The sequence below is a fragment of the Candidatus Kuenenia stuttgartiensis genome, assembly GCF_900232105.1.
Classification (GTDB): domain Bacteria; phylum Planctomycetota; class Brocadiia; order Brocadiales; family Brocadiaceae; genus Kuenenia; species Kuenenia stuttgartiensis_A.
This window is the reverse complement of the sequence record NZ_LT934425.1, coordinates 598,071-617,101: the sequence shown is the minus strand read 5'-3', so window position 1 is coordinate 617,101 and position 19,031 is coordinate 598,071. Positions and strand designations below refer to the sequence as shown.

General features: G+C 39.0%; 15 protein-coding genes and 1 pseudogene. 11 read left to right on the top strand and 5 right to left on the bottom strand.

From position 1 onward, the window contains the following. Positions 1 to 734: 734 nt before the first annotated feature. Positions 735 to 878, top strand: coding sequence for a hypothetical protein (locus KSMBR1_RS20670; protein WP_157820339.1), 144 nt, complete (start codon positions 735 to 737; stop codon positions 876 to 878). A gap of 599 nt (positions 879 to 1,477) precedes the next feature. Further along, positions 1,478 to 1,927 carry a sigma-70 family RNA polymerase sigma factor gene (locus tag KSMBR1_RS02775; protein WP_099323959.1) on the top strand — a complete coding sequence of 150 codons (450 nt, stop codon included), beginning with the start codon at positions 1,478 to 1,480 and terminating at the stop codon, positions 1,925 to 1,927. A gap of 110 nt (positions 1,928 to 2,037) precedes the next feature. Here the strand turns inward: KSMBR1_RS02775 and KSMBR1_RS02770 are convergent, their stop codons facing one another. From KSMBR1_RS02770 to KSMBR1_RS23040, 4 genes and pseudogenes are all read right to left on the bottom strand, one after another. Further along, complete coding sequence (locus tag KSMBR1_RS02770; RefSeq protein ID WP_099323958.1) at positions 2,038 to 3,672, bottom strand: acetolactate synthase large subunit; 1,635 nt, start codon at positions 3,670 to 3,672, stop codon at positions 2,038 to 2,040. A 1-nt stretch (position 3,673) separates the two neighbouring features. Continuing rightward, a complete protein-coding gene (locus KSMBR1_RS02765) occupies positions 3,674 to 5,041 on the bottom strand; it encodes an NAD-dependent succinate-semialdehyde dehydrogenase (protein WP_099323957.1) in 1,368 nt (455 codons plus the stop codon). 439 nt (positions 5,042 to 5,480) lie between these two features. Continuing rightward, positions 5,481 to 5,684, bottom strand: coding sequence for a GIY-YIG nuclease family protein (locus KSMBR1_RS21750; protein ID WP_197705314.1), 204 nt, complete (start codon positions 5,682 to 5,684; stop codon positions 5,481 to 5,483). Next, positions 5,624 to 5,752: pseudogene (locus KSMBR1_RS23040) on the bottom strand (hypothetical protein); the annotation flags it as partial. The pseudogene KSMBR1_RS23040 and the gene KSMBR1_RS21750, both read right to left, overlap by 61 nt. A gap of 219 nt (positions 5,753 to 5,971) precedes the next feature. On the opposite strand from KSMBR1_RS23040, the gene KSMBR1_RS22600 reads away from it, so the two are divergent. Next, the gene (locus tag KSMBR1_RS22600) at positions 5,972 to 6,094 is read left to right on the top strand and encodes a hypothetical protein (RefSeq protein ID WP_261341078.1); all 123 of its coding nucleotides are present in this window, start codon (positions 5,972 to 5,974) and stop codon (positions 6,092 to 6,094) included. Positions 6,095 to 6,168: 74 nt separating this feature from the next. Here the strand turns inward: KSMBR1_RS22600 and KSMBR1_RS02755 are convergent, their stop codons facing one another. Beyond that, positions 6,169 to 6,369, bottom strand: a complete 201-nt coding sequence (locus tag KSMBR1_RS02755) for a hypothetical protein (RefSeq protein ID WP_099323956.1) — start codon at positions 6,367 to 6,369, stop codon at positions 6,169 to 6,171. A gap of 1,222 nt (positions 6,370 to 7,591) precedes the next feature. Here KSMBR1_RS02755 and KSMBR1_RS02745 point away from each other — a divergent pair. The 8 genes from KSMBR1_RS02745 (at position 7,592) to KSMBR1_RS02710 (ending at position 19,031) form a co-directional block, all read left to right on the top strand. After that, positions 7,592 to 8,431 carry an SLBB domain-containing protein gene (locus KSMBR1_RS02745; protein ID WP_099323954.1) on the top strand — a complete coding sequence of 280 codons (840 nt, stop codon included), beginning with the start codon at positions 7,592 to 7,594 and terminating at the stop codon, positions 8,429 to 8,431. Positions 8,432 to 8,611: 180 nt separating this feature from the next. After that, positions 8,612 to 10,285 carry a polysaccharide biosynthesis tyrosine autokinase gene (locus KSMBR1_RS02740; protein WP_230408033.1) on the top strand — a complete coding sequence of 558 codons (1,674 nt, stop codon included), beginning with the start codon at positions 8,612 to 8,614 and terminating at the stop codon, positions 10,283 to 10,285. Positions 10,286 to 10,410: 125 nt separating this feature from the next. After that, the gene (locus KSMBR1_RS02735) at positions 10,411 to 12,786 is read left to right on the top strand and encodes an IS4 family transposase (RefSeq protein WP_099323953.1); all 2,376 of its coding nucleotides are present in this window, start codon (positions 10,411 to 10,413) and stop codon (positions 12,784 to 12,786) included. 308 nt (positions 12,787 to 13,094) lie between these two features. Then, on the top strand, positions 13,095 to 13,994 hold the full coding sequence (locus tag KSMBR1_RS02730; protein ID WP_099323952.1) for a glycosyltransferase family 2 protein: 900 nt from the start codon (positions 13,095 to 13,097) through the stop codon (positions 13,992 to 13,994). 5 nt (positions 13,995 to 13,999) lie between these two features. Continuing rightward, complete coding sequence (locus KSMBR1_RS02725; RefSeq protein ID WP_099323951.1) at positions 14,000 to 14,938, top strand: glycosyltransferase family A protein; 939 nt, start codon at positions 14,000 to 14,002, stop codon at positions 14,936 to 14,938. A gap of 140 nt (positions 14,939 to 15,078) precedes the next feature. Then, entirely contained in the window at positions 15,079 to 16,476 is a 1,398-nt protein-coding gene (locus KSMBR1_RS02720) for an O-antigen ligase family protein (protein WP_157820338.1), read from the top strand. Positions 16,477 to 16,611: 135 nt separating this feature from the next. After that, positions 16,612 to 17,781, top strand: a complete 1,170-nt coding sequence (locus KSMBR1_RS02715) for a glycosyltransferase (RefSeq protein ID WP_099323949.1) — start codon at positions 16,612 to 16,614, stop codon at positions 17,779 to 17,781. A 2-nt stretch (positions 17,782 to 17,783) separates the two neighbouring features. Next, positions 17,784 to 19,031 carry a glycosyltransferase family 4 protein gene (locus KSMBR1_RS02710; RefSeq protein ID WP_099323948.1) on the top strand — a complete coding sequence of 416 codons (1,248 nt, stop codon included), beginning with the start codon at positions 17,784 to 17,786 and terminating at the stop codon, positions 19,029 to 19,031.

Genomic DNA, 19,031 nt, shown 5'->3' with positions numbered 1-19,031 from the left:
TTTAAAGAATAGTGATTCAAACAAATCACTTGGCGTTGGAGATTACTTCAGAAGAATTACGAATGTGCAGCATTTGACGGATAACCATTGTGACAATGTATTACCTTAGCAGTAATTTATTTGCATTTTTTTGGCAGAATATTTAATGGTGAAATACGATAATGATGAAACACGAAACAAATTCTAATGACTAAATGATTTGAAATTCTAAACAAGCCTTTTTCGTATCTCGTATTTCATGTTTCATATTGTTGTATGTTTTGAATTTTATGCTTTGTTATTCGGATTTGTTTCGTATTTCATATTTTTTATATATGGAAGTACTATTATAGATTAAATAAAATAACGGGGGAGCGTTGGTGATATGGAACGGGTGCATTCCCGATTTTTTGTATATCTTCACACATTTTGTTTTTTTACAAAGATTGTAATACTTTAGTCCTATGAAAAAAACCGCTCGTTCCCAAGCTCCGGCTTGGGAACGGGATTGTTTGAGAAGCTCCAGCTTCGAATGGAAAAGGGAATGAACCCATGATGTCAGCTTGGAGGCTTTCAGTATGTTACCCAAGATATTTGGAAACCTCTTTTGAATCGAATAATACACGAAGCTTCGCTTGCCGGCTAAATGGAAGCTAGAGCTTCCAACGCAATTACGTTCCAAGCCGGAGCTTGGGAACGAGCATTTTTGTTTTTCCAAAAATCTAAACTGTTACAAAAAATCAGGAATGCTCCCTATGGAACAAATATTTGCTCAGGCACGAATATATCTCATAGTACTTGTATTTTTTGTCTCTTGCTTTCTCGGGCTGAACTCAAAAGTATCATTGCCTGCACTGGCGCTCAGAAGTATTATAATAGCGGGAATACGGGTATTATAAGCCATTTTTTCCTAAAATACATACTTAGCGTATTTACCACTGACACGCAAAAGAAGATACAGAAGTGCGCCTGAACAATCCCAGATAAATGAGGCAGAAACTGACGCAATAGAGGAAAAAATGGAGGCATGGGCAGATAATACCGTATTGATTTTTATAATCTGGAGAGTATCGAATCTGAAAAACGATGATTCGATGGTTGTATGGTTTGCGAAAATTGCTTTTAAATAAAACAAAATTCATGACTTAGGTTACGAATGAGGATAAAAATCTATGTTAGGACAAAAAAGTATATGGTTAAAAAAGAAGGGAAAGCAAATTACAAGAATAAAAATCTAATAGACAGAGAAAAATTAGTTACAGAGATCTATCGCTGGTAAAGTATGTAGTAAACAAATTTATTATTTATTTACCTTCTTTTTGTGATAAGAGGATCTTTCGAATACGGTGTTATTGGCTTGCTGGAAGCATCGGAGAGATTTGACCCCTGCATGGACACGAAGTTTGGACATTTGCCGTCTCAAGAATTCGTGGAGCGATATTGGATCACCTGAGGGCACAAGATTGGCTGCCCGCGCTCCGTTCGTGAGAAGGTCTCATTGGCGAGAGAGGCATATGCAACATTAGAACAAAAATTAAACAGGCATCCACTCCCGGAAGAAATTGCGGCAGAACTTGGAGAGATTGATACTGCTGAGTGGGAAAAATTACTGGTGGAAATTAACTTCGGCATGTTTCTTTCACTCGAAGAAATGAATGCAAAGTCGGAGGATGGTAATAAAGAAGCGGTAGGAATGCTATTTGCTGACTCAAAAATAGGCGACCCGTTAAGTAATATTGAGACAGAGGAAGAAAAAGAACTTTTAGTTGCGGCGATTAAAGAATTGCCGGCTCGTGAAAAATTGGTAATAACACTCTATTATTACGAAGACTTAATGCTGAGGGAAATCAGCCAAATGCTGGATATTTCAGAATCACGGGTTTCACAAATTCACCATCAGGGCTTATTTATGCTTCGTTCTAAGGTAAGGAAAATTCCTATTAAGTAGTCTTCGTTTCCCCCACCTTCCTGAAAAATTTCATGGGTAAAGTAATCACTCAACAGTCTACACTCTGCAATTTGCCGAACTGCCGACTGCGCTTTATGCAGCAGGTAATATTACAGCAATTCACACACACAATTTTGAAGTTCCTGTGAAAATACGTCGTAATTTACGGAATAGTCAACGGGGCATTCAATGACTGCCGGTTTGTTCAGGGAAAAAGCCTGGCGTAGTACGTCAGAAAGGTGTTCTCCTTTGTTTATCTTAAAACCGCTTGCGCCATAACTCTCTGCGTACTTTACAAAATCGGGGTTGCTGTAATCGAGGGCAAAATTCCTTAACTTCATATTCTTTTGCTTCCATTTTATGAAACCAAAGGCATTATCATTTACGATGAGTACCACAACCGGTATTTTGTACCTGACGGCCGTTTCCAGTTCCTGAGAATTCATCATGAAACCGCCGTCGCCAACAACCGCAAGCACTTTTTTCCCGGGATTGAGCAGCTTTGCCGTGAGCGCTGATGGCAATCCAGCGCCCATGGTAGCAAGCGCATTGTCAAGAAGCAGGGTGTCAGGTGCATACGTTCTGTAGAGTCTCGAAAACCATAGCTTGTAAATGCCATTGTCCAGCGTGACGATGTCTTCCCTGTCGAGTGTTTTTCTGACGTGGTACACAATTTCCATGGGAGTAAAGGGATATTTTCCCTCTTCTTTTGCCTCCAGTTTCTTTTCCAGAAAATTGCGGAGTTTTTCGAATTCTAAAGTGGTTTTCTTCTCTATCTTTACCGCCAGTTTTCTTAATGAATGGGAGATGTCCCCGATTACCTCAATATCCGGATTAAAATATTTATCCGTTTGTGCGTCAACAAAGTCGATATTTACAATCTTCTTATGAAGGTCTTTATTCCATACAAAAGGAGGATACTCAACCGTGTTATATCCAATGGTGATAATCAAATCAGCCAAATCGATGCCGCAATTTACGTAATCCCTTTTGTGTATCCCTGTGGCAAACAGGCTGTATGGACAGTCGTCCCCGATTACCCCTTTCCCCATTTGTGTGTGTACTACGTAAATCTGCGTCTTATTTATAAAGTCCTGAAGATGTTTTGTGATTCGTTTTCTGTTTGCGCCGGAAGAAAGGATGATCAAAGGATGTGTTGCCTTATTAATAAGTTCCGCTGCTGCACCAATCGCGCGGTGGTCCGGGGATGGCCTTCTGATAAATCCCCTCTTTTGAGTCGGGGCGTTTGCCTTTGAAGACGCCACATCTTCGGGAAGTTCAACATGAACGGCGCCCGGCCTTTCATCTTCTGCAATTTTGAATGATTCTCTTACAATTGTCGGAATGTTGTTTGGGTCAATGATTGACACGCTTTGTTTTGTAATTGGTTTCATTAGGCTGACGATATCTACTGCCTGAAATTTTGCCTGCCAGTTATTTACCAGCGCCTTTTGTCCGGTAATAGCGATTAATGGGGCGCCGATTAGCTGGGCGTGTGCGACTCCGGTGACCATATTTGTGGCGCCAGGCCCTAGGGTTGAAAAACAAACCCCTGCTTTTCCGGTAAGCCTTCCGTATGTTGCCGCCATAAAAGCCGCCGCCTGCTCGTGTCGCGTAACAAAGAGTTTTATCTTTGCCTTGCGAATGGAGTCCAGGAAATCAAGATTTTCTTCACCCGGCAAACCAAAAATATATTCAACGCCTTCTTCCAGCAACTGGTGAACGAATAAATCAGATGCCTTCATCTTAATTTTTTACCACTACAGTTTTTATATTGACAAATGCTTTAATACCATAATGGGACAATTCCCTTCCGATCCCTGATTTCTTTATGCCTCCAAACGGCATTCGGGGGTCCGATTTTACCATGTCGTTGATTGCCACAATACCCGACTGAATGAGCGTTGCAAGCCTTTGCGCTTTATCAACGTCTCTGCTCCAGATGCATGCGCCCAAACCATATTCCGTATCATTTGCAACCAAAACAGCCTCTTCTTCATTTGCTACTATTAAAACAGGGGCAATTGGCCCGAATACTTCCTCTCTGGCAATTCTCATCTCGCGGGTTGCATTCGTCACGATGCATGGTGTAAAAAAGAACCCTTTTGGGGGTCTTGGTTCATCCGGAAAAACAATCTTTCCGCCTTTTAGTCTTGCGTCGTTTAACAGACCTTCCAATTCTTCCACAAAATCCCTTCGCGCCAGGGGGCATACCGTTGTATTCTCATCCATAGGGTCTCCCATTTTTAAAGACCGGAAATGTTCCGTAAACCTGCTGATAAACTGTCCGGCGACGGCTTCAATAACAATAAACCTCTTTGCCGCAATACAGCTTTGTCCGACGTTCAGCATCCGCGCCCTTGCCGCAGTTTCCGCAGCTCTTTCAATATCCGCATCTTTCAGTACGATAAACGGATCTGAACCACCGAGTTCAAGGACAATGGGTTTGATCCTTTTCCCCGCGATTGCCCCGATTTGTTCTCCGGCTTTATTGCTGCCGGTAAGGGAAACTGCGTCCACCTTATCTCCATCAATGAGTTTTATTGCGGATCCTGCGTCGATCAATACGGTCTTAAATACGTTAAGCGGAAACCCTGCATTGGTAAAAATGCTTTCTATTTCAAGGGCAGACCGTGGAACGTTGGAGGCGTGCTTCAGCACACAGGAGTTTCCGGAGACGATTGCAGGCACGGCGCAGCGAAATACCTGCCAGAAAGGAAAGTTCCATGGCATTATTGCCAACACTATTCCCAAAGGTTCAAAGTTTACGTAGCATTGTTTTTCTCCGGTTTGAATGTACTCTGTCTTCAAAAACTCCGCGGCATTTTCTGCGTAATATTCACACAGTTTCGCGCATTTTTCCACCTCCGCCGTGGATTCTGTAATAGATTTTCCCATCTCCCTTGTGATGGTGGCAGCATATCTCCTTTGTTCCTTCCGTAATTCCATGGCTAAATTTTGAACGAGTTTCGTTTTTTCGGTTATTTCTACATTACGCCATTTAAGGAAGGCTTCGCGGGATTTCTTTATTTCCACATGCAACTGATTTTCCGTAAGCAGTTCAAACTCTTCGATAATCTCTTCTGTATAGGGATTTATTGATGTAATTTTCATCTATGACCCGCCTGAAATTGCTTTTTTATGTTAAAAAAATAGTAACAATTTAAAGTTTAGGAATTTCAATATTAATGTAGAGACACATTGTATGTGTCTCTACATTAATATTTTACAATGCCATATAATATTTATCCCGAACTTTTTTGTAATTATAGTCAAATAAATAATATTAATGGATTGTGACTATTAAGCGTAATCTATTAGACTACCGAAGCACAACTCGTACCCAAACTGGCTCGAAAATAAGACTACAAAAAATAGTTTAAGTACAGATACTACAACACGATATGGCTATAAAACCATTTTCATCGTTTCTGGGTGTTGCAAATGCAACATGATAACTGATGACTTATTTTGTCATTACAAGTGGAAGCGGATTAGAAATCCGATGCTCTATCCATCATACCAAAACCACATGCTTGTCATTGTGAGGGTCTCAGCTTGTCATTGCGAGGGCCTTTTCCGAAGCAATCTCATAAACCGTCATAGAGATTCTTCCTTCCTTCATTTCATTAATTAATTCTATTTTTTTAGCCATTGAGCCACCCTTAATTTGCTTCTCCCGCGATATGACGTTTCTTACGTCACGAAATATCTCGTAGTATACTGATTGCTTCGGAAAAGACCCTCGCAATGACAAGCGGGGACCCTTGCGATTACAAGTTTTGTAACGTTATACTTTTTTGTAAACCCCTCAACCCTCTTCTCTCTATGCTCATATACTCTTCTTTTAAGATTATTCGTAACCCCTGTGTAGAGTAGAGTACGGTATTATTTTTATTCGTCATTATGTAAGCGGAGTATAATTTATCCATTACAATTACCTTGCTCGAAAGTAAGACTACAAAAAATAGCTTAAGCACATATACTACAACACTATATGGCTATAAAACTATTTTCATCGTTTCTGGGTGTTGCAAATGAAACATGATGACTGTGAATGAAGAAAGAGACAAAAAGATAAATGGGATAAGCATCAAGGCCATAGATTGCAACAACAGGTTTAAGCGGGACGGCTTAATTGCCGTCCCGCTTAAGATGTTTTGCTGAGGCACAAGGGTTATTTATTTTTGTAAATAATAATCATTAGCGCATCCAATTGTTTTCTAAAAACAGGCGGACGTTCAGGAAAAATCCTTTTCCATCACCGTTTTGCGTCCGTCCGATTTAGCATTTTCAATTGCCTGGTCGCACAAGTTGCGGACGATGCCAGATAACTTCGACGCAACATTGCCGGCCGTATTCATTCCGGCGGTTGAGCGGATATAGTTTTTCAATTTTGATATAACTACAAGTACTTCCTGTTCGTTTTCTGAGTTGCTCATATATTCCCTCTGAATATTTTTAGAAATTAAATTCCACACGATGTATATCACATTGGAAGCGCCAAGACGTAAGGCTCCGTGTGGGATACTATTTTACAGCGCCTTGTGATGTTTCATAGTATTTACGTCAGTTCATTCCAGGTTTTCATCCCCCTTTTCCATAAAATTTATTGAGGTTTTTCAAAAAATAAATTATCAGAGATTGTTACAATACTTTTAGCGATATGTTATATCACAGTTTATATCAATTAATACAGATAAAAACATACGAATTGCAGTATCTTCGAATTCCCACCTTTTGTCGAAAATAGCAATAACAGGGTTTCCCTCACATACACCATCAGATAGTTTTTCGCATAATCTCTTTCGAAATCTCCAACAATGATTTTTGATCGTGCTTCAACCTCGTTTAGAATTTCAAATCATTTTATCATTAGAATTTGTTTCGTATTTCGAATTTCGTCTTATTGTGACAATTCATTCAGAAAAAATCCGTAATTGCGCAAATATTGCGTTTAAAAAAAGAACAAAATTTGTTGTTACACAAATTATAGTATTGTAAACCTAAGTAATAAGACTTTCTTTACTTAGGTATTTTGTAGAAGAAATATTTTCCAATAGCAACACATATCAGCATACCATTCGTTCCAATACATTTTTCAAAATGCAGGGTTATAGTAATAACATTCACTTCGTGGCATTGTATACAATCGCGCAATTTTTGCATAAGAATACTTTTCTAAAACCATTTCTTTTAAGTGTATCTTGTCTGTATGCCATATTATTTTTATGTTGATTCTCCACTATTTAACAGGCCTTCTCCTGTGGATATACTGCTAAAACTACTGCATACATTATGCAGTTTGTATTATAGAGAGTGCGCTTGGCAAAATAATGGAGAATCATTATTTTATTTTAAATTTGTATTTATCTTCTTATATCTTTGGCAGTTAGCAATGGAATCGTAAATCCGATATGGACTTTTTGGTCTTTTGTTTGCTATCAGTAAAACATCATATACCGGCGCAAGATAATTGTGATTTACGAATTGCTTTTCAAAGACGCGGAGAGAAACCAATATGGATGCCGTAAGTTCCCTTTGAAGATGGCTAAAAAAAGGCGACCCAATATCATACTCAACTTGCAAAGACAGAGGAATTGTGCGAAGCGGTGAAAGCTTAAAAAGCAATGTCATTGCATATTTTATTTAAAGGAGGTAGCGATGTTTAAAAGCTTTTTGGTAGTGTTATTTGTATTTTTCAGTCTATTTATTATATCGAAAACAAATTATGCAGATGAGCCTAGGGAACAATATACTGTAAATGTGGATGATGTTCTTCAAATAATCGTACAGGGGCATGAAAGCCTTAGAACAACAGCTCCCGTGACGTCAGATGGAGCTATATCTTTTCCCTATGTTGGTGTCATTTATGTTAAAGGGATGACGCTGCCCGATATCGAAAAGGAACTCACAAAAAGCCTTACTGGTTACATAAAATATCCTGTTGTGTCCGTATCATTGTCAGAGTCTAAAAGCATTAATTATTTTGTGTATGGTGAGGTTAAAAATCCCGGAAGATTTGTACTTGAGGATGATATTACCGTACTAAAGGCCCTTTCGACAGCTGGAGGCATAACTCTGGACGGCCTTTATGGAGGTGTAAAACTCAGACGTAAGCTGAAGGACAATAAGGAATATAAGGAATTCATTATAGACCTTAAAAATACAAAAGAAAGCAGTACGAACATTGATATGCACCTTGAGGCTGGGGATATATTGGTAGTAGAAAAGAGCAGATATTTCTTTGTGTATGGCGAGGTAATGAGACCCGGCAAATTCACACTTGAGGATAATATGACAGTCCTTCGGTCAATTTCCATGGCAGGAGGCTTTGCAAAATATGGTTCTCCTGACAGGGTTAAAATCCTTAGAATAGTCCCTGGCAAACCGGGATATGAAAGCATTAAAGTAGACGTTAAAGGCGCCATGAAAGGAGACGTCGGCAAAGACATCCTATTAGAGCCGGATGATATAGTGGTTGCAGCAGAAGGAATACTTTAGTGTTTTAAATATTTTATTATTTCAGGCTAATGCTTAATTGCATAAGCTGTCGATAATATACTTGTGCCCGAATACCTGTGTTTTCGCTTATTCCAGTGCTTTGTATACTATCGTTTATTATCGCAAATAAAAGCACTCGTTAAGATTACATTATTAATTGCTAAGCACTATGGAGGGAATGTGAATTCAAATTTAAGTACATTGCGGGATTATTTGCGGGTCGTATTCAGACACAAAGCGGTAATTATAACCACATTTATTACTGTTATAATAAGTGTCTTTGTCGGCCTGGAACTCAGGACACCTGTTTATGAGGCGCAGGTTAAAATACTTGTTTCTGCACAAAAACAAATTGATTCTCCTTATTATAGAGGTTTTGGTGCTTATGAACAATCCGAAGCATCTCTTACTCAGAGTGAGATTGTAATTTCTAATCCCGTAATCGAACGTGCAGTAAGGGCGCTTAATCTTCACGAGCGCCCGCCTGACTATGAAAAGAATTACTGCTCTTCACTTAAAGCGTACTTGATAGATTTAAGACTTAAGATGTCGAAGTTGAAATCAGATATTGTCTCATCCGAAAATGAGTCCCTATCTTATAGTGATTTGAATGATAATCGACAAATCAGAATATTGCATACCAAAGGTGAGCTGGCAAATCCTTCCGGTAACATACATGAACAGCCATATGCATTCCGTAAGGCGGTTGAAAGACTCAAAAGAAATATCATTGCAGAACCAATAAGGGGCACCTTGTTATTTACAATACACGCTACCGATTTCAACCCGCAATCTGCAGCTATGATTGCCAACGTAGTAAGCCGCTCGTATATTATCTTTGATCTTGAACAACAATTGGCAGAACTTCAGCTAAAATATGGGGAAAAACAGCCAATTGTTGTACAATTAAGAGAAAATATTGAAAAGTTGACCCAAAACCTTACTGGTGCAACGCTTCCTGATATAGAGGCAATAGGCCCGGCAAGCGTCAAAATTATTGAACAGGCCCTGGTACCTCTTCGCTCAACGAGTGATAAGAAAAAAATATCCATTGTCCTCGCCTTCTTTATGAGCATATTCCTGGGAATTATGTTCGCCTTTGGACTGGAATATATTGACCATACATTCAAATCGCCGCGAGATGTTGAGACATTCTTGAATTTGCCACTTTTAGGCGCTATTCCAAAAAAATGGTTTAGAAATAAATCATTGCTCCGCAACACTAAAAAAGCAACTGTTTTGAATTCGTCCTATCATGACCTCTCTGACCAGATATATCTATTGATGAAAGATAAAAAGCTAAAGGCTCTTTTGATAACCGCCGTCTCTCATTTGGAAGGTTCTACCACCATAGTTGCAAACATCGGCCTTTCCCTTGCGAGAGAAGGCCATAAGGTACTGGTTATTGATGCGAACCTGAAATCCCCGGAAATACACGAAATGTTTAAGATTCCGAATAAATCCGGCCTTACGCACGTACTCGAAGGAAAAATTGCACTGGAAGAGGCTATCAAAGAGATAGATTGCAACCTGTCGGTATTAACTGCCGGCAACACAACACTTAACCCCACGCTCCTTTTTGATTCCACACGTATGGCCAATACCATAAAAGAAGCTAAAGGAAAATATGGGTTTGTCTTTGTTGACTATGCGAATTTAAGAAATTCTCACGATGCGGATATACTGAGTTCTTCATTAGATGGAACAGTCCTGGTAGTAAATGAAAGCAAGACCAAACATCCCGTAATAAAGGCGTTAATTGCACCTCTGGTACAAAAAAAGGCCAATATAATTGGCGCCATTTTAAATAATCGCACCTTTGTTATACCAAGGATACTTTATAAGAGGCTGTAGAGGGGACGCTATAGTATTGGCACAAAATACCTATACTATACCTAAGCTGGCATAGCCGGAACTAAACAAGCATGAGATAAAAGATAAGAAACACGAAGCACGAATTCCCCCACCAAAGAGGGAAAATGCCCCCCCGCTGGCGGGGGCGCAGGGGGTGGTTGTCCCCCTTTGGAGCTGGGGATGACCCATATTTTTTGCTGGACACCGTGTTAACCGTATGTTACACTGTGTACATGCTTAGAGTAGGAGGTCGAATATTTTCAGATGATGTAATAAAGCGTTTATCAGAAACTATCCAAAAGGAACCGTGCCTATCGCGTCGTAAACTGTCGCGTCTGGTATGCGAATGGATGGACTGGAGGAATCAAGCGGGCCGTTTGCAAGAGATGAGTTGTCGCAAGGCGTTGTTGGAATTGGATCGTCGTAAAGAGATCAATCTTCCAAAGGTGAACAGGCATTATGCATTTCAAAAAGTCAATAAACCTGCGGAGGCGCCTCCGATTGCGGAAGTGTCATGCGAGCTAGCGGAGTTGGGGGACGTAGAGATTATACGGGTTACAACGAGATTCCATTCGAAACTTTGGCGTAGCATGTTAGAAGCGCATCATTATCTTGGAAGTGGGCCCCTATGCGGGGCGCAACTTCGGTATCTTGTACGCAGTGAATATTACGGATGGATAGGAGGGCTAAGTTATAGTGCCTGTGCCAGACGGGTGGAAAGTCGCGACGAGTGGATAGGATGGACTGAGGAAGCACGTAAGCGGAATCATACGTTTGTTATCAATAACAGTAGGTATTTAATAGCGCCTACGGTAAGAGTAAAATGTTTGGCATCGCATGTATTGGCAAAATGCCAAACACGTTTGGTAGATGATTGGGAAAGAGTGTATAAATATCGTCCTGTACTTTTAGAAACCTATGTGGAACGAGGACGGTTTTCCGGAAGCTGTTATCGGGCAGCTAACTGGAAGTATGTTGGAGGCACGGAAGGTCGAGGACGAAAAGGAACAGGGGCAACGGTCAAAGACGTTTATGTTATGCCGTTGCAAAAGAAATGGCAGGCGGTGTTGTGTTGTTGTGCCGATGGCAAAGTACATGTTCGCCAAAGAGTGGCACAAAAAGAGCCTCGGGATTGGATAGAGGCGGAACTTGGAGGAACAAAATTGGGCGATGCACGATTGACATCAAGACTTTTAGAAATGACAGGTATGTTTTATGACAAACCTTTGGCAAACATTCCGCAGGCGTGCGGTTCAGTCAGTGCGACTAAGGCTGCATACCGATTCCTTGACAATGAGAATGTAGATTGGAAGGCGATATTGCAAGCTCATTATGAGGCCACGGAAGAGCGTGTGAAGGAGAATAGTTTGGTTTTGGTAGCGCAAGATACTACGACTCTGAATTATAGCACACATCCGAATACGCAGGGGTTAGGACCGATAGGTACTAAGAGTGAAAAAGTTCGTGGACTGATGGTGCATGATACGATGGCGTTTACTGAAAGTGGTACACCCTTGGGACTTCTGAATGTGCAATGCTGGGCGCGGGACGGAATAGGCAGCAAACATGAACGACACAAGAAGCCTATCGAAGAGAAGGAAAGCTGGAAATGGGTGGAGAGTTACCATGCAGTATCGCAAGTACAGAAACGCTGTCGAAACAAATCTTTACTGGTGGTTGTGGCAGATCGTGAGGCCGATATTCACGAGGTATTCGCTGAGCAGTATAATACGCCTGATGGCGCTCAGTTGCTGATCCGCGCAGAACGTTCGCGCAATAGAAAGGTTGTTGATGATAAAGAATCATGCGAGTTTTTGTGGACTAAACTGGAACAGCAACCGGTTATAGGTACCCGCGAAATATTGATACCTCCGAGTGAGAAACGCTCCGCACGTCAGGCAATACTTATGGTACGAACGATGCCTGTTACGCTGTGCCCACCTATGCTAAAAAAGAATATGCCTGCGGTCAGGGTGTGGGTGGTGCTGGCGCAGGAAGTCAATCCGCCTATCGGAATTGATGGGTTAGAATGGATGCTGTTAACCACAGTTGCGGTTAAGCATGAAAAAGATGCTTACGAACGTTTGGAATGGTATGCTCGCCGATGGGGTATTGAGTGTTATCATCGTATTATCAAGAGCGGTTGTCGTGTCGAGTCCCGGCAGTTGGAGAGTGCCCGTCGTCTGTGCAACGCTTTGGCCATTGATATGATTATAGCTTGGCGTATCCATTACCTGACTACTTTAGGACAAGAAACACCTGATGTCCCTTGTACTGTCTACTTCAGCGATTCTGAATGGAAAGCATTGACAACTTTTGCGAACAAGGTCAAGGAGCCTCCTGATTTACCTCCAAGCCTTAATGATGCCGTGCGGCTTTTAGGTAAACTTGGCGGTCATCTGGGCCGCCGTGGTGATGGCCATCCCGGAAGTGAAGTACTTTGGCGAGGCATGTCACGTTTGGCTGATATTGAAGTTGCTTACGAACTTTACACCACTTAGCCTTCAGCTCAATTGGCCGTACAACTACGGTGCTCTTGAAATTTGTGGGTAAAGATTAGATTTGGAGAGGGGTAAGGGGTAGGATTGAAATTTAGCATTTCGGATTCGCCATTAAATATTTTGCCAAAAAGCACGCACTGACGAATGGAAGTGTGCAAAGAAATTACTGATAAGGTACTAATGGGTTAAATATTAAGACCAACAAAATTCTCTCTAAACCTTTATTAATAAGGGTTTATAAAATAGTATCAAAATTTAGTGCAGGATTCAGGAGATAATAAAATATACATGCTCAAAGGGGTTAATTCATGATGCCAAAAATTTCAATAATCGTACCAAATTATAACGATGCCTCCAGGATCTCGGAATGTATACGGTCTTTGCTGGATCTAAATTATCCTAAAGAAAAACTGGAAATTATTATAGTAGATAATGGTTCCACGGATAACTCATTACAAAGTATTAAGGCATTTCCGGTTAAATTATTAATAGAAAAAGAAGTGAAGGGTTCTTATGCAGCAAGAAATTTAGGGGTTAAAAATGCCGAAGGTGAGATACTGGCATTTACTGATAGCGACTGTGTAGTAAATAAATATTGGTTGTGTAATGCAATAAAGTATTTTGCTGCAGAAGATGCTGGGGGTGTAGCAGGGGAGATTCGGTGTGGAAAACCAAAAACGTTGGTGGAAGAATATCAATTATTCGCGGGGGCATTAGACCAATCAAGATATTTCAACCATCCCTATTATCCATTCGCCGTAACTGCAAATGTATGCTACAAAAAGATTGTATTCGATAAAATAGGCCTTTTTGAAACACATTGGGTCTCCGGCGGTGATGCCGATTTTGCATGGAGGATGCAAATCCATGGCAAGATGAAATTAATGTATGCTGCTGATTGTGTTGTATATCATCATCATAGATCCAGCCCGAAAGGATTATATCTGCAAAGTAAAAGGCATGCGTATGGCGCTTGTTTACTGAATGCGAAATATGATAATAAATTTCAGACAATAAAAGAGCTAAATAATAAATTAATTTTATATCTGAAAATATTTCGAAAATATGTAGGGAAAGCAATTTTTTTTTCTGCATTCTTACTATACAGAAGCAAAATGGTATACTTTTTATATCTTGATAGGGTTTCAACATTAGGGTACTTTAAGGGACTTATTCAATACAGGAAAGGCAAGCATTTCCCTAAATAACAAGTATGAATTATTCCATCATCGTTCCGACGTGTAATCGGCAAAATGACTTAGCAAAACTTATTGACTCAATTTTGTTGCAGACTGTATTGCCATTAAAAGTAATTATCGTTGACCAAAGCGATACCGGTGATACAAAAAAGTACATAGAAGATTGCAGAAAGCAATTGTTAACCAAATCTAATAAGATAGAGGTTATATATATCTATCAGGCAAAAAAAAGTTTAGTGGCTGCAAGAAATAAGGGCATAGATATCGCAAGAGGAGAAATCGTTAGTTTTTTAGATGACGATGTCGTTTTGTTTGAGGATTATTATGAACAGGTACTCCGTTATTTTAGAAATGATGAAAAATTAGGCGGAGTTGGTGGAAACGTAATGATTGAATGTGAACCTCAGGGGTGGAAATGGAAACTTCGACTGGCAATGCTGAAAATATTTATGCTCCACAATTATGATGGTAAGATGACCGTTTCCGGTTTTGGATATCCCATCGTTGGAATAGCAATTGACAGGCCAATGCAAGTGGAGATGCTCTCAGGTTGTAACATGAATTTTAGAAGCGAACATTTGAAGAATGATAAATTTGATGAATGGTTTACCGGCTATAGCTACCGGGAAGATGCAGAACTGTCCTACAGAATATCACGGAAAGCGGTTTTAAAAATGATTCCGGAGGCCAAACTCTATCACAATTGTAGTAAAGCAAATCGCATGGATATTCAGCCTAAAAAGGTAATGGAGGTAAAAAACTACTATTACGTGTATAAAAAACATGCAAAGAAAACAATGGCATCCCATATCGTATTTTTCTATTCATTATCAGGCTTATGGATAATCTATGGTATCGAATTTTTATGCAATGGGAATCAGGAAAAGTATAGGCAACTGCAAGGTTTTACAGAAGGGATCGTCCGCCTTTTAAAAACGAAAAAATATCCCTGAAGAACTGATAACTTACCCAAACATAATAAAGTTGCTGCCAAAGGCAGCCAGCTTTGTTCATTTTGTAACACTTTATTTTTTTGAAAAATTCCAACAATAACAATGTTCGCCCCTACGGTTTCAAAAAACTAAGGTGTTACTTGTATTTTTACTACCAACTACCACAATTTATTGAGAAGTTACAAGAAATGGGAAAGAACGTCTTTGCGGTAGCGATGCTTTCAACTCTATTTGCAGTTTCTTTATTATATAATGCCAAACTAGCGGTTGTCTTTTTGTTAATGACGATAACCATCGTCTTTATTTTGAGGAGTGAACTGGCAGTTATAAATATTTATTTCTTTGTCTATCTGGCTTTTGCAGGATTTGCAGATAGGTTGAGTATTTCATTATCGGGAAGCCAAAGCATTAATTTGCTGGGGATTCTAAATATAATGATGATTTTGTTTTTTTATATAAGGTTAAAAGACTTTATTCAGGTAAGAAGAGAGTATTGGAATAAAAGCATCATATATCCGATACTTCTATTTTCACTCTATTTGGTATTAACGACACCATTTTCAGTGAGCCTGTCGACATCCGTCAGGGGTTTAACCAGGGTACTTGCAGCGTTTTCTTTTTATTTATTAACCTACTTTGTTGTTGTCAGCAACAATAACATTGAAAAAAAGATATTCAAATTTATAACGGCTATCTTTATCGCATTGTTAATCTGTGGGATTATTGAGTACATAACTGGGTATAATATCTTTTATGGACGTTCGATAACTAATCTGATTTATCAGGATTATCAAATTATCCAAAGTTTTGAAAGAATACGAACCAGCTTTCCGCACGCGCCGGGCTATTCATTTGCCTTGTTAATATTTTTACCGCTGTACCTCTATTTTTTCATGAGAAAGAAAGACGGCAAATATCTTTATCGTCTTCTACCGTTTTTATTTTTATTAAATATACTTCTCACTTTTACCAGAATTACCTGGATTGCAGTTGCTCTCCAATTAATTCTTTTTTTCTTCTTGTTCAAATATAAGAAAATATTGAGATTTGCTTTACCGCTAGGGATAATCTTTGTGTTTATATCGAACAAGATTATTTCTCGTGCGTCAACTGTTGATAGCTCTGCATTAGGAAGGTTGGAGTTGTTTCAATATGCGTTGAGTATCTTCAAAGAGCATCCTATCTTTGGTAGCGGGATTGGGACATTTTTTGAATTATCCGCCCACGAATTCGGTAAAAATATAGCTGCACATGGGGATTATATGCTCATGTTTGCCGAAACGGGGATTTTCGGAGGAATAGGCTATCTAACCCTATTATTTACTATGCTTGTTTTTGCCGTAAAAAACCTTAAAGAAAACGATTTTGCAAAGGTTGCATTACTAATGCTTGTTAGTTTTCTGGTATATGGTATAACAGGTAACGCACTTGCAAACGGCCATATATTTTGGGGATTACTAGGAATATATAATGGGGTAATCGTACGGGAAAACCCGCAAAAAAATATTTCTTCAGGTCTTGAGTTTGAGAGTAATTAGTATGAATGGAGAAAGGTATGAATCATACGAATATCCTACGGTATCTTTAGGCGGCGTAAGAATTTTAAATAATTAATTATTGTACCACTTTAATAGTAGCTCGTTTTAAGAGGTGATTAACCAGAAAAGATTTTAATGGATACAAAAAATAAAAATATTTTGATTATAGGTTCATTTTCTATTCGTGATTGGGAGTTATTAAAACAACGACAACAAACAATAGTCGAATTCTTGGTTAAAGATTTTAATGTATTTTACATTGAAAGAATAAGTGCTAAAAATGTGGGAATTATCAAAATGCTTAAAGCATTCATTAAAAGATTCTTTTTGGTTAGAAACGTTGGTGGAAAAGGCCGATTTACTATGAAGCATCTTTGTTTTATACAATTAAAGATATTCCCTCTTCAAAGAGGAATCTTTCGATTCCTCAATGCGAAGTTAGCACTTTTGCAGATAAGAAAAATAATGAAAAAGTACAAAATAAACCATTTTGATAGTGTTATTATTAGCCATCCAGCGAATTATGTGAACGATATTTTTGATAAAATTCCTGCCGTAAAAAGAATATACGATTGTGTACAGAGATTTGAATTCAATAAATACTTTCCGCCAGAAGTTGTTTTTAACGATAAAAACATAGCAAAAAAGGTTGATCTGGTTATCGCTGACTCAATAACCATTTTTAGTGAAAAACTGGAATTGAATAAAAATGTAGTACGCATACCTCAAGGAATAGATATCGGGAATTATAATATTAACAGAATAAAAGATGTTGGAATACCTGGCGATTTGGCAAATATGGGCAATAATAGAATTTGTTATATCGGCAGTTTCCATCAAACCTTTGACTTCGACCTTGTTAGAAAACTTGCAGTAGATATACCTGCGGCTACGGTGATATTAATTGGAAGTGAAACATCCGAAGCAAAGAAGAAACTCGATTGTAATAATATTGTTTTTCTTGGTTGGAAACATTTCAAGCAGCTTCCAATATATATGGACTGCATGGATTTGTTTATTATTCCATATGCATTGAGCGAGCACGGGAAGGGGGTATTTCCAACGAAACTCTTTGAGTACCTGTATTTTAAAAAGCCCATAGTTTCAACCGCATTACCTGATATCCTTGAATATGAAAAATATTTATATGTTGCCCATACAGGAGAAGAGTTCATTAAATTTGTCCAGGATTCCCTGTTTAAAGGCGAAAATAAATTAAGCGCAATTCCGGATGACCAGTTTAAACACTTTATAAGTGAAAATTCCTGGGAAGCCAGATATATCGAATTCAAAAAATACTTGTAAAAATGAATATCCTTAACATCAATAAATTTCATTATATGCGTGGCGGGTGTGAGACTGTTTACTTTGAGACGGCAAAAATACTGGAATCTCACGGTCACAAATCTATATTCTTCTCCATGCAACATCCGGAAAATCTATCCTGTAAAACCAAGGATTATTTCATGCCTTATGTAGACTTGAATACGAGTAGCAATGGCGTGATAAACCAACTAAAAAGCACAGGCAGGATTCTTTATTCTCTGAAGGCAAAGAAATTGCTTTCTAAATTGTTGAATGAATACCCCGTTGATATTGCACACCTCCACAACATCCACCATCAGATTTCCCCTTCAATCTTGCATATTTTAAAAAAAAGAAAGATACCTGTTGTGATGACGCTTCATGACTATAAGATGGTTTGCGCCTCTTATTTGATGATGGCTAATGGTAAAAACTGTGAGGTCTGTTCCGGGGGGAACTATTTAGCAGTAATCAAAAACAAATGCGTCAAAGGATCACTTGCTAAAAGCTGTCTTGCTGCATTGGAGATGTATGTGCATCACAGGTTTTTTGACATATACGACAATGTGGATGCCTTCATTTCCCCAAGCTTTTTCCTGAAAAAAAAGCTGGCGGGGATGGGTTTCAGGAAGAAAATCATTCATTTGCCTAATTTTATTGATATAAAGAAATTTGGAAAAGTGAAAGACGGGGAAAATGGTCGTGAGAACTCCCTCGTTTATTTTGGTAGACTAGCGCCGGAGAAAGGATTATATACACTCATTAAAGCTACAAAGTTGCTAAATACTAACCGCAAAGTCGAGGTTAAGATAATCGGTGATGGGCCAATAAAAGGGGACCTTGAAGAAAAGGCTAAATCGGATGGGAGTAATAATATTCAATTCCCTGGATATATAAAAGGCGAGGCGTTATATAAAGAGATAAAAAAATGTTTGGCTGTTGTTCTTCCCTCCGAGTGGTATGAAAATAATCCCATGTCAGTATTAGAGGCCTTTGCCCTTGGCGTCCCAGTTATCGGGGCAAAAATCGGTGGAATTCCGGAATTAGTTAAAGAGGGAATAACAGGATTGACTTTTGAATCAGGAAATGCCCATGAGCTGGCTGAAAAGATAAGATACGTATTGGATAACCCTGGTAAAGTCGCAGAGATGAGGGAAAATGCCAGGGTATTTGTAGAGCAAAATTTGAACGCTGAAAAGTATTATCAGGGATTAATAAACATTTATCAATCAGCGATAGGAAAATATTGA